The organism is Streptomyces reniochalinae (genome assembly GCF_003323735.1).
GTDB lineage: Bacteria > Actinomycetota > Actinomycetes > Streptomycetales > Streptomycetaceae > Streptomyces > Streptomyces reniochalinae.
In genome coordinates this window covers 42593-63167 of sequence record NZ_QOIM01000024.1, presented here as the reverse complement: position 1 = coordinate 63167, position 20575 = coordinate 42593, and the positions used below count along the sequence as shown (strand labels likewise).

At 71.3% G+C, this 20575-nt stretch carries 19 protein-coding genes; 10 read left to right on the top strand and 9 right to left on the bottom strand.

Annotated elements, in window-relative coordinates; translation table 11 throughout:
• Positions 1 to 122: 122 nt before the first annotated feature.
• Complete coding sequence (locus DQ392_RS05740) at positions 123 to 917, bottom strand: GntR family transcriptional regulator (protein ID WP_114014385.1); 795 nt, start codon at positions 915 to 917, stop codon at positions 123 to 125.
• Positions 918 to 1256: 339 nt separating this feature from the next.
• Between DQ392_RS05740 and DQ392_RS05735 the strand changes: the two genes are divergently transcribed.
• From DQ392_RS05735 to DQ392_RS05705, 7 genes are all read left to right on the top strand, one after another.
• The gene (locus DQ392_RS05735) at positions 1257 to 2483 is read left to right on the top strand and encodes an extracellular solute-binding protein (RefSeq protein WP_114014538.1); all 1227 of its coding nucleotides are present in this window, start codon (positions 1257 to 1259) and stop codon (positions 2481 to 2483) included.
• A 76-nt stretch (positions 2484 to 2559) separates the two neighbouring features.
• Entirely contained in the window at positions 2560 to 3573 is a 1014-nt protein-coding gene (locus DQ392_RS05730) for a carbohydrate ABC transporter permease (RefSeq protein ID WP_114014384.1), read from the top strand.
• Positions 3573 to 4403, top strand: a complete 831-nt coding sequence (locus tag DQ392_RS05725; protein WP_114014383.1) for a carbohydrate ABC transporter permease — start codon at positions 3573 to 3575, stop codon at positions 4401 to 4403. Before DQ392_RS05730 ends, DQ392_RS05725 begins: the two co-directional genes overlap by 1 nt.
• A 44-nt stretch (positions 4404 to 4447) precedes the next feature.
• A complete protein-coding gene (locus DQ392_RS05720; RefSeq protein ID WP_114014382.1) occupies positions 4448 to 5980 on the top strand; it encodes a glycoside hydrolase family 3 protein in 1533 nt (510 codons plus the stop codon).
• Positions 5981 to 6202: 222 nt separating this feature from the next.
• Positions 6203 to 7264, top strand: coding sequence for an SIS domain-containing protein (locus DQ392_RS05715; RefSeq protein ID WP_114014381.1), 1062 nt, complete (start codon positions 6203 to 6205; stop codon positions 7262 to 7264).
• A gap of 89 nt (positions 7265 to 7353) precedes the next feature.
• Positions 7354 to 8007 carry a class II aldolase/adducin family protein gene (locus DQ392_RS05710; RefSeq protein ID WP_245981206.1) on the top strand — a complete coding sequence of 218 codons (654 nt, stop codon included), beginning with the start codon at positions 7354 to 7356 and terminating at the stop codon, positions 8005 to 8007.
• Between the two features lie 390 nt (positions 8008 to 8397).
• The gene (locus DQ392_RS05705; RefSeq protein ID WP_181856306.1) at positions 8398 to 9873 is read left to right on the top strand and encodes a PAS domain-containing sensor histidine kinase; all 1476 of its coding nucleotides are present in this window, start codon (positions 8398 to 8400) and stop codon (positions 9871 to 9873) included.
• Positions 9874 to 10156: 283 nt separating this feature from the next.
• On the opposite strand, the gene DQ392_RS05700 is transcribed toward DQ392_RS05705, so the two are convergent.
• Positions 10157 to 10420: a WhiB family transcriptional regulator gene (locus DQ392_RS05700; protein ID WP_016469673.1), complete on the bottom strand. Its 264-nt coding sequence runs from the start codon at positions 10418 to 10420 to the stop codon at positions 10157 to 10159.
• Between the two features lie 316 nt (positions 10421 to 10736).
• Positions 10737 to 11705, bottom strand: a complete 969-nt coding sequence (locus tag DQ392_RS05695; RefSeq protein ID WP_114014378.1) for a diacylglycerol/lipid kinase family protein — start codon at positions 11703 to 11705, stop codon at positions 10737 to 10739.
• A 74-nt stretch (positions 11706 to 11779) separates the two neighbouring features.
• Here DQ392_RS05695 and DQ392_RS05690 point away from each other — a divergent pair, with 74 nt between their 5' ends.
• Positions 11780 to 12238: a hypothetical protein gene (locus tag DQ392_RS05690; protein WP_425470490.1), complete on the top strand. Its 459-nt coding sequence runs from the start codon at positions 11780 to 11782 to the stop codon at positions 12236 to 12238.
• A gap of 158 nt (positions 12239 to 12396) precedes the next feature.
• On the opposite strand, the gene DQ392_RS05685 is transcribed toward DQ392_RS05690, so the two are convergent.
• The 5 genes from DQ392_RS05685 to DQ392_RS05665 form a co-directional block, all read right to left on the bottom strand.
• The gene (locus tag DQ392_RS05685; protein ID WP_114014376.1) at positions 12397 to 13350 is read right to left on the bottom strand and encodes an RNA polymerase sigma factor SigF; all 954 of its coding nucleotides are present in this window, start codon (positions 13348 to 13350) and stop codon (positions 12397 to 12399) included.
• A complete protein-coding gene (locus tag DQ392_RS05680; protein ID WP_027735701.1) occupies positions 13347 to 13760 on the bottom strand; it encodes an ATP-binding protein in 414 nt (137 codons plus the stop codon). Before DQ392_RS05680 ends, DQ392_RS05685 begins: the two co-directional genes overlap by 4 nt.
• Positions 13761 to 14278: 518 nt before the next feature.
• Positions 14279 to 15211, bottom strand: a complete 933-nt coding sequence (locus tag DQ392_RS05675) for a 1-aminocyclopropane-1-carboxylate deaminase/D-cysteine desulfhydrase (protein ID WP_114014375.1) — start codon at positions 15209 to 15211, stop codon at positions 14279 to 14281.
• 48 nt (positions 15212 to 15259) lie between these two features.
• Positions 15260 to 15850 (bottom strand): N-acetylmuramoyl-L-alanine amidase, encoded by a 591-nt coding sequence (locus DQ392_RS05670; RefSeq protein ID WP_114014374.1) that lies wholly within the window; start codon positions 15848 to 15850, stop codon positions 15260 to 15262.
• 114 nt (positions 15851 to 15964) lie between these two features.
• Entirely contained in the window at positions 15965 to 17656 is a 1692-nt protein-coding gene (locus DQ392_RS05665) for an NsdA family TPR-like regulatory protein (protein WP_114014373.1), read from the bottom strand.
• Positions 17657 to 17905: 249 nt separating this feature from the next.
• Here DQ392_RS05665 and DQ392_RS05660 point away from each other — a divergent pair, with 249 nt between their 5' ends.
• Positions 17906 to 19264 (top strand): NsdA family TPR-like regulatory protein, encoded by a 1359-nt coding sequence (locus DQ392_RS05660; RefSeq protein WP_114014372.1) that lies wholly within the window; start codon positions 17906 to 17908, stop codon positions 19262 to 19264.
• An 87-nt stretch (positions 19265 to 19351) separates the two neighbouring features.
• A complete protein-coding gene (locus DQ392_RS05655) occupies positions 19352 to 19882 on the top strand; it encodes an NUDIX hydrolase (protein WP_114014371.1) in 531 nt (176 codons plus the stop codon).
• Between the two features lie 74 nt (positions 19883 to 19956).
• On the opposite strand, the gene DQ392_RS05650 is transcribed toward DQ392_RS05655, so the two are convergent.
• Positions 19957 to 20193 (bottom strand): hypothetical protein, encoded by a 237-nt coding sequence (locus tag DQ392_RS05650; protein WP_114014370.1) that lies wholly within the window; start codon positions 20191 to 20193, stop codon positions 19957 to 19959.
• Positions 20194 to 20575: the final 382 nt, after the last annotated feature.

The window sequence follows — 20575 nt, the reverse complement described above, 5'->3', positions numbered from 1 at the left end:
GCGACGTGATCCGCGCCATACCCCCGTACGGGGGTTACCCGATCTCAACTCCCCGCGGCCGCCGCCACGGTGGCGCCGCCGGCGGGCCGGACCCCGGGACTGCTCGGGTCCTGCGGCCGGGGTCAGTCGGTGGGCCGCTGGAGGTTGGCGACGAACTTGTAGCGGTCGCCGCGGTAGACGGAGCGCACCCACTCCACGGGTTCGCCGTCGGTGTCGCGTGAGTGGCGCGAGAGCATCAGCATCGGCAGGCCGACGTCGGTGCCCAGCAGCCCGGCCTCGCGCGGGGTGGCCAGTGAGGTCTCGATCGTCTCCTCCGCCTGTGCGAGGTGGACGCCGTAGACCTCGGCCAGCGCGGTGTAGAGGGAGGAGTACTTCACCAGGCTGCGGCGCAGCGCGGGGAAGCGCTTTTGCGACAGGTGCGTGGTCTCGATGGCCATCGGCTCGCCGCTGGCCAGCCGCAGCCGCTCGATGCGCAGCACGCGGCCGCTCGCGGTGATGTCGAGCAGGTGGGCGAGCCGGTCGTCGGCCGTGACGTAGCCGATGTCCAGCAGCTGGGAGGTGGGTTCGAGGCCCTGGGCGCGCATGTCCTCGGTGTAGGAGGTCAGTTGGAGTGCCTGGGAGACCTTGGGCTTGGCGACGAAGGTGCCCTTGCCCTGGATGCGTTCGAGCCGCCCCTCGACGACCAGCTCCTGGAGGGCCTGGCGCACGGTGGTGCGTGAGGTGTCGAACTCGCTGGCCAGGGTGCGCTCGGGCGGCACGGGGGTGCCGGGAGGCAGCGTCTCGGTCATCTCCAGCAAGTGCCGCTTGAGCCGGTAGTACTTGGGCACGCGCGCGGTGCGGGCCGCCGATCCGTTGCCGCCTGCGGTCCCGGTCTCCGCGGCGGCCGGCGCGATGGCGCCGCCCCCGTCCGTGCTCATGACCCGCCTTCCCGACTCGCCTCGTGCTGCCGTCACCGGCTTCCTCCGTGTGCTTAGCGGTTCACATCGTGGCATGGCGCGGCGTTGGGCGGGCGCCCCAGCTCAGATGTCGTTCCGATAACGGAACCGACTGGGAGCTTTATACACCGTTGACACCCCTAAAGGTCTAGGCCAAGCTCTGCGCATTGGTCTAAACCAACTGTCCGGATGGGCCCGGATGCGCTGTCCGGAGGGACGGGCCGTCCGAATGCGCCGTGCGGAGCGTTCCAGTGTGCAGGGGAGAATGCTGTGAAACGTCATCAAAGGGGCCTCGTGGCCGCGGCCGGTGTCGCCGTACTGATGGTGAACGTCGCGGCCTGCGGGTCCGACGGCGACGAGAAGTCCGGGCCCGAGAGCTTCAAGGGCAAGACGCTCACCCTTTGGGCGATGGACGGGTCCACCCCCGAGAAGTGGACCAAGGACGTCAAGGCCGCCTTCGAGAAGAAGACCGGAGCCAAGCTCAAGCTCGAGGTCCAGCAGTGGAACGGGATCCAGCAGAAGATCACCACCGCGCTGTCCGAGAACGACCCGCCGGACGTCATCGAGATCGGCAACACCCAGACCCCCGCCTACGCCCGCACCGGCGGCCTCGCCGACCTCAGCGACCTGAAGAAGGGGCTCGGCAAGGACTGGACCTCCTCTCTCAACAAGTCGGCTGTCTATGACGGAAAGCAGTACGCCGCCCCCTGGTTCGCCGTCAACCGCACGGTCATCTACAACAAGAAGATCTGGGCCGACGCCGGCGTCAAGGGCACGCCCAAGACCCGCGACGAGTTCTTCGACGCGCTGGAGAAGATCGAGCAGAAGACCGACGCCGAGCCGCTCTACATGCCGGGCCAGAACTGGTACTTCTTCGACGGCCTCCTCATCGGCAACAACGCCGACCTGGTCAAGAAGAAGGGTGGCAAGTGGGTCTCCAACCTCGCCGACCCCAAGGTCGGCGAGGCCATGAAGGTCTACAAGAAGTACGCCTCCTACTCCAAGGCGCCCAAGAACAAGGACGAGGCCACCCCGCAGCAGGCCGAGATCTTCGCCAAGGGCAAGACCGGCGCCTTCGTCGGACTGAGCTGGGAGGCGGCCACCGCCATCAAGGCCAACCCGAAGATCGAGAAGGACATCGGCTACTTCACCATTCCGGGTGAGACCGCCGGTACGCCCGAGGGCGTCTTCCTCGGCGGGTCCAACCTGGCCATCGCCGCGGGCAGCGAGAAGCAGGAACTCGCCAAGGAGTACCTCAAGATCGCCCTGTCCGACAGGTACGAGGGCGCGCTCGCCAAGGAGAGCGGCGTCATCCCGAACAAGAAGTCCCTCCAGAGCAACCTGGAGGGCAACCCGGCGGCGGAGGCCGCGGCGCCGGCGGTCGAGGGCGGCGGCCTGACCCCGCTGATCCCGGAGTGGGGCGCGGTGGAGAACCCGCCGAACCCGATCAAGACGTACATGACCTCCGTGCTGGAGGGGAAGTCCCACGCGGCCGCGGCCAAGGGTGTGGAGGGCGAGATGAACAAGCGGCTGTCGCAGAAGCAGTAACCGCAGTAACCCACCTGAACGGGCGGGTTGCGGGGGGTGGCACCCGCCCCCCGCAATCCCCTGCGTTGGAGTCGCGATGTCTGTGCAGACCCATGAGGCGCCGCCTCTGGACAAGGTGCCCGTGCGGCCCACGGGGGAGGGCGGACCGCCGGCCCGTGGCGGGAGGAAGGCGAAGGGCACGCTGCCCTACCTGCTCCTGCTGCCCGCGCTCGGACTGACCGCCGTCCTCCTCGGCTGGCCGCTGCTCACCAACGGCATGCTGTCGTTCCAGAACCTCAACATGACGCAGCTGATCCAGCACGTCACCGAGTGGAACGGCTTCGCCAACTACACCGACACGCTCACCAGTGACACCTTCTGGCGGGTCACACTGCGGTCGGTGATCTTCACGGTGGTCAACGTCGTGCTGATCATCGTCGCCGGCACCCTCATCGGACTGCTGCTGGCGCGGCTCGGATCGAAGATGCGGCTGCTGCTGTCGGTCGGGCTGGTCCTCGCCTGGGCGATGCCCATCATCGCGGCCACCACCGTCTACCAGTGGCTGTTCGCCCAGCGGTTCGGCGTCGTCAACTGGGTGCTGGCCAAGGTCGGTTTCGACTCGATGGCGGACTACAACTGGACGGGCGGCCAGCTGTCCACGTTCTTCGTCATCTCGCTGCTGATCGTGTGGACGTCGATTCCGTTCGTCGCGATCAACCTCTACGCGGCGACGACGACGATCTCGAAGGAGCTGTACGAGGCCGCGGCGCTGGACGGAGCCGGTCCGTGGCAGAGCTTCAAGTGCGTCACCTTCCCCTTCCTCAAACCGTTCCTGATGGTCGCGACGTTCCTGGAGGTCATCTGGATCTTCAAGGCGTTCCCGCACGTCTTCGCCATCAACGAGGGCGGCCCCGACCGGCTGACCGAGACGCTCCCCGTCTACGCCTTCGTCGAGGGCGTCGGCAACCAGCACTACGGTGCCGGAGCGGCGATCTCCGTCCTGACCATCCTCATCCTGCTGGCGCTCATGTCGTACTACCTGCGGCTGGTGCTCCGACAAGAAGACGCCGACGAGAACGAGACCGACGAGAACAAGGGGAAGAAGGGCTGATGCGACGGTCGCTCCTGAGCCGGATATGGCCGAACGCCACCGCGCTGCTGCTGTTCGTGGGGTTCGTCTTCCCCGTGTACTGGATGTTCAACACGGCGTTCAAGCCCAACGGGCAGATCATCAGCGAGAACCCCGTCTGGTTCCCCACCTCGCCCACCCTCGAACACTTCTCCACGGCGGTGCACGCGGAGAACTTCTGGACGCTGGTGCGCAACTCCGTCACGGTCACCGTCCTGGCCGTCGGTATCTCGCTGCTGGTGGCGCTCTTCGCCTCGTTCGCGCTGGCCCGCATGCGGTTCAAGGGGCGCAAGGGCATCATCCTCACGTTCATGATCGCGCAGATGGCCCCCTGGGAGGTCATGGTCATCGCGATCTACATGATCGTGCGGGACGCGGAGATGCTGAACAGCCTCGTGCCGCTCACCCTCTTCTACACGGTGATGGTGCTGCCGCTGACCATCATCACCCTGCGCGGCTACGTCGCGGCCGTCCCCAAGGACCTGGAGGAGTCGGCCATGGTGGACGGGTGCACCCGCCTCCAGGCGTTCCGCCGGGTCATCTTCCCGCTGCTGGCCCCCGGACTGATGGCCACCTCGCTCTTCGGGTTCATCACCGCGTGGAACGAGTTCCCCATGGTCCTCATCCTCAACAAGGACGCCGAAGCGCAGACGCTGCCGCTGTGGCTGTCGAAGTTCCAGACCGCGTTCGGTGACGACTGGGGTGCCACGATGGCGGCGGCCTCGCTCTTCGCCGTCCCGATCCTGCTCCTCTTCCTCTACCTCCAGCGCAAGGCAGTGGCCGGCCTCACCTCCGGCGCGGTGAAGGGGTAGTGGAGTGACGGGCCATCCAGTGAAGTGAAGGGACACCGCGCCGCATGACCACCTCTCTCCGAGCGTCCGACACCCTCACCCGCGACGCCCTCGCCGTCCTCCAGCCGGGCTTCGCCGGCACCTCGGCGCCGTCCTGGCTGCTGCGGCAGCTCGACGAAGGGCTCACGTCGGTCGGCCTCTTCGGCCGCAACATCGACTCACCCGAGCAGCTGGCCCTCCTGACCGAACAGCTGCGCGAGGTGCGCCCCGAGCTGCTGGTGGCCATCGATGAGGAAGGCGGCGACGTGACCCGGCTGGAGGCCCGCACGGGCTCCTCCTACCCGGGCAACCTCGCCCTCGGGCACATCGACGACCCCGTCTTGACCAGGGCCGTCGCCCACGAACTCGGCAGCCGGCTCGCCGCCGCGGGCGTCAACCTCAACTGGGCGCCCTCCGCCGACGTCAACTCCAACCCCGACAACCCGGTCATCGGGGTCCGCTCCTTCGGCGGCGACCCCGAACTGGTGGCCCGGCACACCGTCGCCTACGTCGAGGGCCTCCAGGCCGCGGGCGTCGCCGCCTGCGTCAAGCACTTCCCCGGGCACGGCGACACCGCCGTCGACTCCCACCACGCGGTGCCCCGCATCGACGCCGACCTCGCCACCCTCAGGGGCCGCGAACTCGTGCCCTTCGCCGCCGCGGTCGACGCGGGCAGCAAGTGCGTGATGAGCGCCCACATCCTGCTGCCGGCACTGGACGCGGCCCACCCGGGAACGCTGAGCTCCGCCGCGCTGACAGGGCTGCTGCGGGCCCCCCGGAGCGAGGGCGGCCTGGGGCACGAGGGGCTGATCGTCACCGACGGTATGGAGATGCAGGCCATCTCCGCCACCTACGGGCTCGAACGCGGCAGCGTGCTGGCTCTCGCGGCCGGCGCGGACGCCATCTGCGTGGGCGGCGGACTGTCCGGCGAGGACACCGTGCTGCGGCTGCGCGACGCGCTCGTCGGCGCCGTACGGGACGGCGAGCTGACCGAGGAGCGGCTCGCCGACGCGGCCGCGCGGGTACGGGGGCTGGCCGCGTGGGCGAAGGGCGCGCGCAGCCGGTCGGGCACGGGGGGCCCGGCCGGCCACGCGCCCGCCCACGCGCAGGACGGCATCGGGCTGGAAGCCGCACGGCGCGCGCTCGTGGTCACCGGGCTCGACGGGTACCGGAGGCCGTCCGGGCCCGGTTACGTCGCCGCGCTGACGCCGCTGGCCAACATCGCCGTCGGCGACGAGACCCCCTGGGGGCCCGCGGCCGAACTGGAGCGGATGATCCCCGGCACCCGCACGGGCACCTACGGCAGCACCGACGGCGATGTCGCCGCCGCGGTGCTCGCCGACGCCGGGGACCGGCCCGTCGTCGCCGTCGTCCGCGACCTGCACCGGCACCCGTGGATGGCCCAGGCGGTCGAACAGCTGGTCGCCGCCCGGCCCTCGACGGTGGTGGTCGAGATGGGGGTCCCCCAGGCTTCCCCCCAGGGCGCGCTCCACGTGGCGACGCGCGGGGCGGCGCGGGTGTGCGGGCGGGCCGCCGCCGAGGTCATCGCCCGAGGGTGACCCGCCCGGACGCCGGCCGCCACGCCGGCCCCGGGCCTGGGCCCGCCGTGAGGGTGCGCGACCCCGTGGCCGGGCCCCGCGGCGGCCTCTCCGAGGCGCCGTCCGCGGAGCGGGCGGGGAGGGCGGCGAGGGCGTGGCAGGGGGAAAACCCGTGTGCGCTCCCACAACGTAGGATCGAAGCACCCGCACCCTTGTACGGAACCCCACCGGGAGGCGACCCCCATGTCCTCGAACGTCCCGTCTGAGCCGGGCACCATCATGTCCGGCGAGATGGCCGAGCAGCCGTCCGTGCTGCGCCGCATCCTGGACGAGGGCGGGCCGGCCATCCGCGAGGTCGCCGAGCGCATCGCCGCGAAGAACCCGCGTTTCGTGCTGCTGACGGCGCGTGGCACCTCGGACAACGCCGCGCTGTACGCGAAGTACCTGCTGGAGATCCAGCTGGGCAAGCCGTGCGGGCTGACGTCGATGTCCACGACGACGGCGTACGGCGCGCAGCAGGACCTCACCGACTGCCTGGTGATCACGATCAGCCAGTCGGGCGGCAGCCCCGACCTGGTGGCCTCCACGAAGGCGGCGCGCGAGGCGGGCGCGGTCACGCTCGCCGTCACGAACAACGCGGACTCCCCGCTCGCCCAGGTGAGCGAGTTCCACATCGACGTCCTCGCCGGCCCGGAGAAGGCGCTGCCCGCCACCAAGACCTACACCGCCGAGCTGCTGGCGCTGTACCTGTTCGTGGACGGCCTGCGCGGGGGGCGGGGCGCCGAGGCGGCCAAGGCGCTGCCCGAGGTGGCCGACGCGGTCCTGGCGCGCAAGGGCGAGGTCAAGGCGCTCGCCTCCCGGTACAGGTTCGCGGAGCGCATGGTGCTCACCTCGCGGGGCTACGGCTACCCGACGGTGAAGGAAGCCGCGCTCAAGCTGATGGAGACCAGCTACATCCCCGCGCTGTCCTACTCGGGCGCCGACCTGCTGCACGGCCCGCTGGCCATGGTGGACAACATCTCGCCGGTGATCGCGGTCGTCGCGGACGGCAAGGGCGGCGAGGCGCTCCAGCCGGTGCTGGAGCGGCTCCGGGACCGGGGCGCCGACCTGGTGGTCATCGGCTGCCAGGAGGAGGTGGACCGCGCCTCGGCCGGGTTCGCGCTGCCGACCGACGGGCTGCCCGAGGAGCTCCAGCCGATCGTGCAGATCCTGCCGCTGCAGATGCTGGCTTACGAGGTCACCATGGCGCGCGGCCAGGACCCGGACGCGCCGCGTTCCCTCGCCAAGGTCACCGAGACCCGCTGAGGGAGGGACGCCTCGTGGAGCTCGGTGAGCCCGGTGCCTTTGCCGGGCCCGGTGAGTCGAGTGGGCCCCGTGCGCCTCGTGAGCCCGGTGTGCGCCGTAAGCCGCGGATGGGGCAGGCCGCGACCGTCGACGGGCTCATAGAACAGCTGATCGACGTCGGGGCCGGTGTCGTCGACCGGGGCTTCGCGCTGGCCAGCGGCGGCAACCTCTCGGCCAGGCTGCCGGGCTCCGAGGAGTTCGTCGTGACCGGCAAGGGCACCTGGCTGGACCGGCTGGAGCCCGCCGATTTCACGGTGATGAACCTGGCGGGCGAGACCGTCGGCGGCAACCCCGCGCCCTCCAGCGAGTGGAAGCTGCACCAGCGCACCTACCAGGTGCGCCAGGACGCGGGCGCCCTCGTCCACATGCACCCGCAGCACGCGGTCCTGGTGGACGCGCTCGGTCACGAGATCCGGCTGCTCACGCTCGACCACGCGGTCTACGTACGGTCGATCGGCCGCGTCCCCTTCCACCCGAACGGGTCCGACGAGCTGGCCGACGGCGCCGCCGAGCAGGCCAGGGAGCACAACTGCGTGCTGCTCGCCCACCACGGCTGCTCGGCGCTGGGCGAGGACGTCGGGATGGCGTTCCGCCGGGCGATGAACATCGAGGAGGCCGCGACGGCCACCTACCGCGCCCTGCTGCTGGGGGACCGCACCACGCGCTTCCCGACGAGCCCGGACGAGGCCATCCAGCACGCCTGAACACCGGCGGACGAGGCCGTCCGGCACACCGTCCGACCTGCGGGGACCCTCACGCGCTCCGGGCCCGCCGGTCCGGTGACCGGGTCCACAGCGGGGTCCGATCACCGCACGGAGCCCGGGCCCCGAACGCACTTCGGGCCGCGGCACCGGAGCGGGACCCTCAACCCGCCCGGCACCGCAGCCCGGAGCCACAAGACCCGGCCGCTGTCAGGGCAGAGAGCGTCACGGGCCTCGATCTGCCCTCCTGTGCGGGGAGAGCAGAAGTTCTTCACCCAGGATTGTGGACTAGACCACGGCCCTCTGTCTACGGATCGGACCGGTCCGGTGGGCGGAACCGCACCGCCGTACGGGCGGCAGCGGACCTGTCGTACCCTCGGCCCCGTGCCCTCCATGAACGACCTCGTACGCCAGCACACCGCGCTCTCGGACGCCGAGCTCGAGTGGCTGCACCTGCTGATCTCCGAATGGCAGCTGCTCGCCGACCTCTCCTTCGCCGACCTCGTGCTGTGGGTGCCCACCCTGGACGGCACCCGCTACGTCTCGGTGGCCCAGATGCGGCCGAACACCGGGCCGACCTCCCACCAGGACGACATGGTCGGGCACCTGGTGCCCCGCGGCCGGCGCCCCCTGCTGGACGCCGCGCTGGACGAGGGCAGGATCGTGCGCGAGGGAGACCCGGAGTGGCGCGAGGAGGTGCCCGTCCGCGTCGAGTCGATCCCCGTACGGCGCGAGGGCCGGGTGCTCGGCGTCATCGCGCGGAACACCAACCTGCTGACCGTGCGCACCCCCAGCAGGCTGGAGCTGACCTATTTGCAGAGCGCCAGCGACCTCGCCCAGATGATCGCGGCAGGCAGCTTCCCCTTCCCCGGGCACGAGGTCGACATGGACCACGTGCCGCGCGTCGGCGACGGCCTGATCCGGCTGGACGCCGACGGATACGTGCAGTACGCCAGCCCCAACGCGCTCTCCGCCTACCACCGGCTGGGTTTGGCCGCCGACCTGGTCGGCCTGCACCTGGGGGAGGCCACCGCCGAACTGGCGCCCTCCCGCGGCCCGGTGGACGAGGCGATGGTCAAGCTCGCCAGCGGCTGGGCCCCGCGCGGCGCCGAGGTCGAGGCCAACGACTGCATCGTCCAGCTGCGCGCCATCCCCCTCAAGCCCAAGGGCACCCGCATCGGCTCGCTCATCCTGCTGCGCGACATCACGGAAGTGCGCCGCCGCGAGCGCGAGTTGATCACCAAGGACGCCACCATCCGGGAGATCCACCACCGGGTGAAGAACAACCTCCAGACGGTGGCCGCGCTGCTGCGCCTCCAGGCCCGCAGAATGGATTCCGCACAGGGCAGGGACGCGCTGAGCGAGGCGGTGCGCCGGGTCGGTTCCATCGCCATCGTGCACGAGACGCTCTCCCAGAACCTGGACGAGCGGGTGGACTTCGACGAGATCGCCGACCGGGTCCTCTCGATGGTCGCCGAGATCTCCCCCGGCCGTGTCACCGGCCGCCGCACGGGCCGCTTCGGCATCCTGGGCGCCGAGGTCGCCACACCGCTGTCCATGGTGCTGACCGAGGTCCTGCAGAACGCCATCGAGCACGGCTTCGGCTCCGGGGAGCAGGGCACCGTGGAGGTGCGCGCCGTACGGGGCGCGGCCTCGGGCCGTGAGGAGGTGCGGCTGCTGGTCACCGTCGAGGACGACGGCCGCGGCCTGCCCGCCGGATTCGACCCCCGCAGCGCGGGCAACCTGGGCCTGCACATCGTACGGACCCTCCTGGAGGGCGAGTTGGGCGGCACCTTCGACATGCAGCCGGCACCCGGCGGCGGCACCCGGGTGCTGTTCGACCTGCCGGTGGCGGCGGAGAAGCGCTAGCGCGCTTGTGCGGGTCCGGCTTCGGCACGGGGGTGCCACTGGCCGCAGTGTGCGGTCCTCGGGTGGACTGTGGCTGGTCGCGCCGTTCCCCGCGCCCCTTCGGGGCGCGTCTACGTCCGGCCACACCGCCGGAGGCGAAAAGCGCTGAACCCCCGGTCCGTTGGGCACGGACTCGGGGGTTCAGCGCTGTACGCTCTGCGTTTGTGCGGGCGCTCTGTCTGCCAGGCGCTCCGAGGGCACTGCGCGCTGCGTCTCGGGGGTGCAGCTGGTGCCGGGCTGGGCGTCAGGCGGTCGCGGCGTTGTTCCGCGCCCGGTTGCGGGCGGCGCGGCGCTTCATCGCGCGACGCTCATCCTCGCTGAGGCCACCCCAGACACCGGAGTCCTGACCGGACTCCAGAGCCCACTGCAGGCACTGCTCCATGACGGGGCAGCGGCGGCAGACGGCCTTGGCTTCCTCGATCTGCAGCAGCGCAGGACCAGTGTTGCCGATGGGGAAGAACAGCTCGGGGTCTTCCTCGCGGCAAACGGCGTGGTGACGCCAGTCCATGGCTGCTACCTCTCCTCGTGTGTGGCTTTGCTTGTGAATGTGAACGCTTTCACGAATCCCTCCGCGTGGGAAGTGGGGCCTCATCAACTGTGATGCGGGTCCCACTGGAGTTAGGGGAGGGGATTCCGGCTCTCAAGGGGGCCCTGTTGACGGGCCGTCCCGATCGCCATGAAGAGACTCGCAAACCTCGGCGGCGGATACAACCCCTTCCGGAAACTTTTTTTTGAATCCTTGGTGTCGGCTAGCTCACAGCCGTCATTCCAGGGGGTGGATCCTGGTCTAAACGTTCGAGTGGAAGGACTTTCGGGCCTTCCACTTACACAATCACACGCAGTGCACGCCGTACGCCTGTGAAGCTCACGCTCGTACGCAGTCCCAGGTGGTCACCGTCCATCTGAAACGGCAATGGAGCCTGCGAATGCAAGGTGAAGGAGGTGAGGTCGTGGAGTGTGACCGCGTGCTTGCCGCGTGGCCCCCGCTCGGGGCTGGAGGTGAGCAACTGCGTCCCGTAACGGCTCACCGCCAGCGGCGTCAGCCGCTTGAGGCCGAGCACGTCCAAGCCCGTGTCGAAGGACGCCTCCGGCGCCGCGTACAGCGGTTTGTTCCCCAGGTACGACCACGGAGCGGTGTTGCAGACCATCGACAGCGCCAGGTCGCCGACCGGCTCGGCGCCCTCGCGCCGAAGCGTGATCGTGCCGTGCCGGCGGTGCGGCTCGTGCAGGAACTGGCGTACGACCTGCCGCACATACAGCGGATGCGTCGAACGCTTGCCGCGCTCGCGCTGCTGCTCCACTCTGCCGACCACCCCGGCGTCGAACCCGAACCCCGCGGCGAAAGTGAACCAGCGTGCGGGCACCTCCGCGTCGTCACTGCCCGGCACGCCCCCGGCGAGCCCCAGCCCGACGGTTCTCTCCGTGCGCGACTCCAGCGCGTCCAGCAGATGCCCTGTGGCCTCCACCACGTCGTTGGGCATGCCCAGGGCGCGGGCGAAGACGTTGGTGGACCCGCCCGGCACCACGGCCAGCCGCGGCAGCCGCCGCGGATCGGGGCCCTCGTGCAGCAGACCGTTGACGACCTCGTTGATCGTGCCGTCTCCGCCGAGCGCGATGACCAGCTCCGTCGTGCCGCCCTGCGCCGCCTGGCGTGCCAGGTCGCGGGCGTGCCCGCGGTACTCGGTGGTGGCGATCTCCAGTTTGAGATCACTGGCCAGCGCGTGGGCCAGCACGTCGCGGGTGCGTGCGCTGGTGGTGGTTGCTGCCGGGTTGACCACGAGGAGTGCGCGCATGGGGTGAGCGTACCTACCCCGCGGTACGGGGCCCAGCCCCGCCGGATCCGGAGGGCTACGCTTCTGGTGTGAGCGTGACCGAGACGGATACGGAAGAGCCCATGGACGGCGACGGCACGGGCGAGGCGGCCGAGGCGGCAACGAAGGCGCCGGGGCCGCGCAGGATCGTGGCGGCCGCCGTGGTGACCGGCGTCGAAGGCGTGATCGTCGCCGCGTTCGGCCTCTTCTCGCTCGTGCTGCTGGCCACCGGCAGCCCCGACGACATGGTCCAGGCCGCCACCCTCGCCGTGACGGTCCTGGCGCTGTCCGCGCTGCCCCTGGCCGCGGCGCGCGGACTGTGGCACAGGCGCCGCTGGAGCCGCGGGCCCTCGATGATCGTCCAGCTGCTCGCCCTGCCCGTCGCCTGGCAGATGGCACAGAACGGGGGCGGGCTGATCGCCGCGGCCGCCGCGCTGGCGCTGGCCGCGGTCGCCGTGCTGGCGTGCCTCGTCAACCCGAAGGCGACGGAAGCCCTGGGCATCGCCCCGAGGTGAGTGGGGCGCCGGGCAAAAGCACCCGGTCCTCAACCTCCCCCCGACGTCGTCCGGGAGGCAGCCGGGTACGGGCCGGTGTCAGCCCGTACGGCGGTTGAGGACCAGGCGTCCGGGGACGGAGCCCCCGGTTCGGGGCGGGGAAGTGACGGGGGAAGGGGTCACTCCTCCACCAGCAGGCGGTCACGGAGCTGGGCCAGGGTCCGCGCGAGGAGCCTGGAGACGTGCATCTGCGAGATGCCGACCTCCTGGGCGATCTGCGACTGGGTCATGTTCCCGAAGAACCGCAGCAGCAGGATCTTCTTCTCCCGCGGCGGCAGCTCCTCCAGGAGCGGTTTGAGCGATTCGCGGTACTCGACGCCCTCCAGCGCGTCGTCCTCGGCGCCGAGGGTGTCGGCGACGGCCGGCGACTCGTCGTCGGTGTCGGGCACGTCGAGCGAGAGGGTGCTGTAGGCGTTGGCCGATTCCAGCCCTTCCAGCACCTCCTCCTCCGAGATCTTCAACCGCTGGGCCAGCTCGTGGACCGTCGGGGCGCGCCCGTGCTGTTGGGAGAGCTCGGCGGTCGCGGAGGTGAGCGACAGCCGCAGCTCCTGGAGGCGGCGGGGCACGCGCACGGCCCAGCCCTTGTCACGGAAGTGGCGTTTGATCTCGCCGACGACCGTGGGTGTCGCGTACGTCGAGAACTCGACGCCGCGCTCCGGGTCGAAACGGTCGACCGATTTGATCAGGCCGATCGTCGCGACCTGCGTCAGGTCATCCAGCGGCTCGCCGCGGTTGCGGAACCGGCGGGCCAGGTGCTCGACCAGGGGCAGGTGCATGCGTACCAGCTGATTGCGCAGCTCGGCGCGCTCGGGCCCGTCCGGCAGCTTGCGCAGTTCGATGAACAGGGCGCGCGCGCCGTCGCGATCCTGCGGGTCGAGCCCGCGGGAGTCGCCGTGGGCCGCCCGCCCACGCCGCTCGTGCTGCTGCTGGTTCATAGCGTCCGCCCGCTTCGCCTGCCTGGGTCGCTGCATGCTGGGGTCGGCCGGGTGCGGACGGGGCTGTTGCTCGGGAATGCCCCGGGAGACCGCCCCCGGGCGGCCTGACCACGTCTGACTTGCCTCGTGCTCGGTCACGACGCCCCGGGCCCCGCACCGCGCTTCTTGTGCAGGCTGATGCTCACCGTACGGTCATCCGACACTGCTGAACCCACCTCACCGGCCAGGGCCGAGAGCACCGTCCACGCGAAGGTGTCGCGTTCGGGTGCCCGGCCATCGGTCGTCGGCGCCGAGACGGTGACGTGCAGCGAGTCGCCGACGAGCTGGAAGACACAACTGAGCACGGAGCCGGGGACGGCCTGCTGGAGCAGGATCGCGCACGCCTCGTCCACAGCGATCCGCAGATCCTCGATCTCGTCGAGGGTGAAGTCCAAGCGGGCCGCGAGCCCGGCGGTGGCCGTCCGCAGCACCGACAGATAGGCACCCGCGGCCGGCAGCCGGACCTCGACGAAGTCCTGCGACGCGGGGTCGCCTGCGATCTGGGACACCCTCACCTCCAAGGTGACACGAGCCGGTTGGGCCTCGCGGCCGACGCGGCTGTTGGTTCGTTTCGTCAGCGACGCTATCGCGATCCGTGTCACGATGCCGCACGCACTGATCGTCGCCGCCTCAACCCGCGAGCGTCACCCATAGTAAACACATGGGTACTTTCTGTGGCTAGGGGTTGAGGACCCCAATTCCTCTGTGATTACGCTGTGTTGGCGCCCGGACCCGTCGCGAGCGACTGTCCCGGGCCAGGCCCTCACGCCCGGCGAACACCCTGGGTGCCCGAGGGCGGGCCAGGAGGCGCCGATGAGAGGGCCTGCCAAGTCAATACCCGTCACGCGTTGCGTTCATAGCCCCTGGAAGCACACCCTCGGACAAGGGCCGAAACCCGCCCCTGTGGGTGACCCGGCCGTGAATCCGTGTGGCGCGAGGGGCGACCGTACCGACTACGGAACGTAAGAACGGCCGAGGGGCCGGTGAGTGATCGCTCACGAAGGGTGATGATCCTTCTCACTCCGTGTCACCGAATCGGGCTCCACGAGGGTCCGGTCACGACGGCCGTCACGGTGCTCCCCGGGGTGAAGGCACCCTCTTCCGTGAGCGTGGTGAGGGCGAGGAGCAGCTTGGCCACGTAGACCGTCTCCAGCGGGGGCAGCTCGTGCCGTGCGGAGAAGTCCTCCGCGAAGTCGGCGAGCCGCGCGCTCACCTTCGCGTAGCCGCCCTCGTGGAAACGCTCCTCCAGCCGCCAGTCACCACGCGGCCCGCCGAAGGCCGCACGCTGGAGCGCGCGGACCTCGCCGCCCAGGAACCCGCCCTTCAGTACGGGCACACCGAGACCGCGCTGACCTGCGCGAAGACCGGCCGCCATGCCGGCCAGAGTGCCACCGGTGCCGCAGGCGACGGCCGCCACGTCGGTGCGCCCGCGCAACTCCTCGCCCAGCAGGACGCAGCCGCGTACGGCCGCCGCGTTGCTGCCGCCCTCGGGGACGACGGCGCACCGCCCGAACCGCCTGTGCAGCTCCTGGTGGAACGCGGGCTCCGCACGCCGGCGGTAGACGGAGCGCGGGACGAAGTGCAGCAGCATGCCGTCCTCGGCGCAGCGGGCCAGCGACGGATTGAGCGGCCGGCCGGCCAGCTCGTGGCCGCGCACCACCCCGACCGTGCGGAGCCCGAGCAGCCGCCCGGCGGCCGCGGTGGCCCGCAGGTGGTTGGAGTAGGCGCCCCCGAAGGTCAGCAGGGTGCGGTGACCGGTCTCGGCCACAGCGCGCAGATTGGGGGCGAGTTTGCGCCACTTGTTACCCGCGAGTGCGGGGTGGATGAGGTCGTCCCGTTTGAGGAGCAGCCGCACCCCCCGCCGCGCGAACCGCTCGTCCTCGACCTCCTGGAGAGGGGAGGGAAGACGCGGAGCGAGCGCGTCGAGGGGATCAGCGCCGGGGGCGGACTCGGGTGCCACCCCTCCATTGTGGACACCACCCGCGTCCGCCCTGCCCGGCGGGGAACCTCACTTGAGCCGGGCGGCGATCCGCTTCCGCAGCTCGTCCATGGTGAAACCGCGCGGGTCGACCTTCTGGTCCGTCCACTCCAGGTGGCCGATGACCGAGCGGGCGCCCCAGCCGTGGTGGCGGCACAGGGCCGCCGCCGCCCGCTCGATGGCGTCCAGCTGCTCGTCGGGCCAGGGGTCCTTGCCGTCGCCGAGGTTCTCGCACTCGAAACCGTAGAAGTACCGGTTCCCGTCGGTGTTCTGCTGGTTCGGCGCGGGGGTGGTCCGCTCGGCGATGACGGCGCGGAGCACGTCGTCATCGCCGGAGCCCGCGTGGTTGGCCCGGCCGTGGCCGGTCAGGTGGACGGTGCCGTCCTTGGTGACGCAGCCGTGGGCGAGGGGGCCCGGCAGCTGCGACCGTCCGTCGTAGATCAGATCGACCGTCTCCTTCGCACCGCTGGTGGCGGTGTGGTGGATCATGATGCCGTGCACCGGGCCCCACGGGCCCTGCCCGTTGCGGTTGTGGTTGCGCCAGTCGCGTACCTCTTCGACCGTCACGCCCTCCTTTTCGAGGGCCTGGACGAAAGCGGCCGCTGTGATGGGTGTGGCCATCTCGCCCCCGTCTGCTGTGTCACGTCACGGATGGTGCCGCCGTGCGCCGGTGAGGTGCCAGGCACCGCGGCGCCGACTGTGTCCCTTGGGCTCATACCCCGAATCGGGCCGCTTCTAGCCGGAGGATCCGGTACCGCTCGGTGGGCTCGCCTGTGCGAGGAGTGAGCGCACCCCGGCGTCGCGCCCGTACGGACGCAGGAGTCCCGGGATGCGCGCACGCGCGGCCCGCACCCGGCCCGAGTGGACCTGCGCCGACTCCGCCAGGAAGCTGCTCCAGGCGGCGCAGGCCTCCTCCAGGCGGCCTCGCGACAGCAGCAGTTCGGCCAGCTCGGCCCGGCACAGGGCGCGTGAGCGCAGCTCGTCCGCGGGGCGTGCGTGCAAGGAGGCGCGCAGGTCCCGGATCGCGCCGTCGCGGTCGCCCAGCGCGGTCCGCATCTGGCTGGACTGGTAGAGCAGCGCCGCGTGCCGGTAGGTGCCCACCGGTTCGCCGCTGGGGCTCTCAGGTCCGGTCGTCAGGTCCGCGGGGGCGCGGGCCAGCTGGCGTTCCGCCCGCGCCATCGCCTCCAGTGCCCGCCGCCGGTCGCCGTCGGCCGCACCGGCGACGGCCAGCCCCGCGTACAGGAACGCGCGGGTCGAGGGGTCGGCGTCGGCCGGCGCCGCCGCCAGCGCCGCTTCGGCCAGCGCGAGGCTGACCCGGGGGTGGCCCAACTGGTGGGCCTGGGAGCTGAGGGCGCGCCGGGCCAGCGCGACGCCGTCCGGGTCGGCGGCATCCTCGGCGAGCTCGGCCGCGGTGAGGAAGGCGCGCTGGGCCAGCCCGTGCCGCTGCTCGTCGGCGTAGACGCGGGCCAGCAGGAAGCTGAGCCGCGCCGCGCCTGCCTGCATGCCCCGCTGGTGCACCCCCTCCTCACCGGTGCGCAGGGAGCTCACCAGTCCGGAGAGGAAGGCGGCCAGCGAGGTCCTGATGTGGCCCCCGCCGTGCCGGTCCGCCTGGAGCGCGAAGAACCTGGCGTGTTCGTGGACGGAGGCCACCTCCCCGGGCCCGGTGCGGCTCGTGGGGCGCGAGCCGCGCGCGGTGCAGGTGTTGCGTGCGCCGGGCAGCGGCGCGGGCACGGGCGCGCCCGGTGCGCCCTCGGGCACCTCCCCGTCCCGGGGCGAGGGCGAGCGCACCGTCTCCGTCAGCAGCCGCAGCGTGTACGGCGCCGGTGGAGGGCTGTCCGCGCGGGGCGGCGGCACCACGGGCGCCGTCAGCGCGGTGAGTTGGTCGGCGACGTGGGAGGGCCTCGTGAGGCCGAAGAGGCGGACGTCCACGGGGTGCGCTCTGGCGTTCCGCGGATGCCCGGCGTCACCGGCCTGACCGAGCCCGAAGGCGTGTTCGGGCTCCGTCGGGTCCCCGGTGCCCTGCGGCCTCCGGGGCGCCCCAAAGGGATCGGACGCCTCGTCGTCGCCGTCCGCACCGCCCGAGCGTTCTCCCGCGGCCGCGCGCCCTGCCCGCGCGCCGGCGGCACCGGGTCGCATGCCCAGTTCCGCGACGGTGACGCGGCGTCCCAGGCGGCGGGAGAGCGCCTCCGCCATCAGGTGCTGCACCCGTGGGTCGGGGCGGCTGCCGCGCAGCCAGTGGGCGACTGAAGTCCTGTCGTACCGAAGGTGGACACCGACCTCGGCGCCGAGACGAGCCAGCGCACGCGCGAACGCCGCCTGCGTCCACTCGGTCTCCTCCAACAGGGCGCGCAGCGCCCCGTTCGGAGTGCGGCCACGGGGCCGGGGTCCCGGTTGTGCCGTGACACGTACGGGGTCAGAGGGACACATGGCCCCTCCCGAGGACGAGCCGGATGGGGTCGTTCATCGTTCTGCCTCATTTCCGGAATCCGACGATGCTCTTCCGTAGCTCTCCGTGTGCTGACTGTGCTGTCATGCACGCGGACGTCTTCAGGTAAGCGCGCCGCTCGCGGCTTGGGGAGCATGTGCCGGACGCACGGCTGCGTGGTGCTTTCACACCCCGTGTGAAAGCAAGTCCGTTACTCTGCGAAACAACACGTTGGACGACGGAGGGCGGTAATGGAGCCCAACAGTCAACTGGACGCGCTCCTTGACCAGTCAGGGATGTCGCGGGCCGGACTCGCGGCGAGAGTCAACCGATTAGGAACCCACGCACATCTCACTCTGCGTTACGACCACACGGCCGTGGCGCGCTGGCTCAAGGGACAGCGGCCGCGCGGCAGGGTCCCCGAGTTGATCTGCGAGGTACTCGGCCGCCAACTCGGCAGGACCCTCACCCTCAGTGACATCGGTATGGATGTCGCAGCGGCAGGACGCACCCTCGGCACCCCGACGGGACCCGAAGGGCCCGGACTCGGCCGGTTCGTGGAGCGCGCCGCCTCCCTGTGGCGCTCCGACCAGGTGCACGGCGACTGGCCAGGCCCCACTCTGCTGACCGGAGCAGCGGCCGTCGCACCGGTGTGGGAATGGGAGAACCCGCCCGAGGACCTGGACGTCTCCCGCACCACAGGCGGCGTCGAGGTCACCGGCGCGGACGTCACCGTGCTGCACGCGGCCCGCAGCCACTACGAGCACCTGTACCGCAACGCCGGCGGCGTCGCCACCAGGTCACGCGTCGTCGGCTTCCTCAACGGCGAGGTCGCCCCCCTCCTGCGCGGCAGCTACGACGACGCGACAGGACGGCGGCTCCACCGGGCAGCCGGATCGCTGGCCGCCATCAGCGGCATCTGCGCCTACGACGCCGACGCACAGGGACTGGCACAGCGCTACTTCCACCAGGCGCTCCGGCTCGGCAAGGCCTCGGGCGACCGGCTCTTCGGCGGCTACGTCGTCGCCCTCCTGGTCAACCAGGCCCTCTTCCTCTCCGACACCCGGCACGCACTCGCCTGCGCCGAGGCCGTCCTGCGCACTCTGGGCCCGCGCATCAGCCCCGCGCTCGCCACGGATCTGTACGCGATGCAGGCCGGCGCCTACGCACGGCTCGGCGACCGGCGCGGGGCCCACACCTGCATGCGCAGTGCCGAGACGTACTCCCAGCGCATCCGGCCCGCTGAGGAACCCGAGGAGACCGGCTACGTCCAACCTGGCCTGGTCGAGGTCCGGCTGGCCGAGGCGCTGCTCCTCCTCGGCGAGCTGTCCGCCGCCGCCGGCTACGCCCAGGAGGCGGCGCGTGCGCCCGCGCACGTCCGCGGCCGCGTCAACCGGCTCGCCACCCTCACCGACGTGGCCCTGCACGCCGGAGAGCCGGAGCGCGCGGCAGCCACAGCGGCCCAGATGGTGGACACCGCGCAGGGCATCGAGTCGCAGCGCCTGCGCGGGCGCATGCGCAGGGTCAAAAAGCGCCTGGCACAGCACCCCGGGACCTCGGCGGCCGAAGCCGCGAAGCTCATCGAGGACTCGCTGAGCGTGCCGTTCTAGGCACCGGGCGCGCCGAGCGCCCCTGTCAGTGGGAGCGCGCGCCATGCTGGGATGTGCCCAACCTCCGTCGGGAAGGGGGCACATCACGTGCGATGGAAGAACCTGGGTGAACACACTGTGTACGAGAACCAGTGGCTTCGGGTGAATCTGGCGGATGTCGAACTGCCCGACGGGCGCCACCTGGATCACTACCTGATCCGGCTGCGCCCCGTCGCCATGGCCACCGCCGTCAACGAGCGCAACGAGGTGCTGCTGCTGTGGCGGCACCGCTTCGTCACGGACAGCTGGGGGTGGGAACTGGCGGCCGGCGTCGTCGAGGACGGCGAGGACCTGCCGCGGGCCGCCGCCCGCGAGATGGTGGAGGAGACGGGCTGGCGTCCCGGGCCGCTCCACCACCTGATGACCGTCGAACCGTCCAACGGGCTGACCGACGCGCGGCACCACATCTACTGGTCGCCCAGCGCCGAATACCTCGGCCCGCCCGAGGACGACTTCGAGTCCGAGAAGCGGGAGTGGGTCCCGCTCAAGGAGGTGCCCGACATGATCGCCGCCGGCGAGGTGCCCGCGGCGAACATGGCGGCCGCACTGCTGATGCTCCACCGCGTGCGCTTCGGCTGAGCCGAGGGGAGGGCCGCCCTCGCGCGGCCCTCCCGTGGGGCGTCAGCCGCCCTTGGCGTCAGCTGCCTTTGGCGTCAGCTGCTCTTGAGGAAGCCGTCGCCGTTCTGCGCGACGTGCTCCTGGACGGCGGCGAGGGCCTGCTGGACCTCCTGGGGCGAGCCGGTGCCGCGCTGCTCCGCGTAGTAAGCGGCTCCCAGGCGGCGCAGCAGGTCGTTGCCCGTGCGCTGGGCCTGGACCTCCTCCATCTTCTCCTTGCCCTGCGCGAGCCCCCGCTGGGCCTGCTCCTTGGCGCGGTCGAGAAAGCCTGCCATGGTCCTGCCTCCGTGGTGTGCGTGCCGGTCCGGTGCGTCCGGTATCCCGCTCAACGTATGCCGTGATCGGCGGGTTCCCCGAGGCGCCGGACGCGGTGCCCGGGGCCGGGGCGGCATTTCACACGTTCGCGTGGCTGTCCGGCGGACCCCCGGGCGTCGCCGGCGAGGAGGCGCGGGACCGGGGTCGTCGGCCGGTACGGCGCCGGGGCTGTCGGCGGGCGCGGCTAGGGTTTGCCCGGTGAACGCACGAAGCGAGGCCGGCGCGGGAAGCCGGACCGAGTCCGGCAGCCACGAGGACGCCGCGGGCCGGACCGGCGCCGTGGGCCGGGCCGAGTCCGCCGGCCAGGACGACGCCGTGGGCCGGACCGACGAAGGCGGCCGG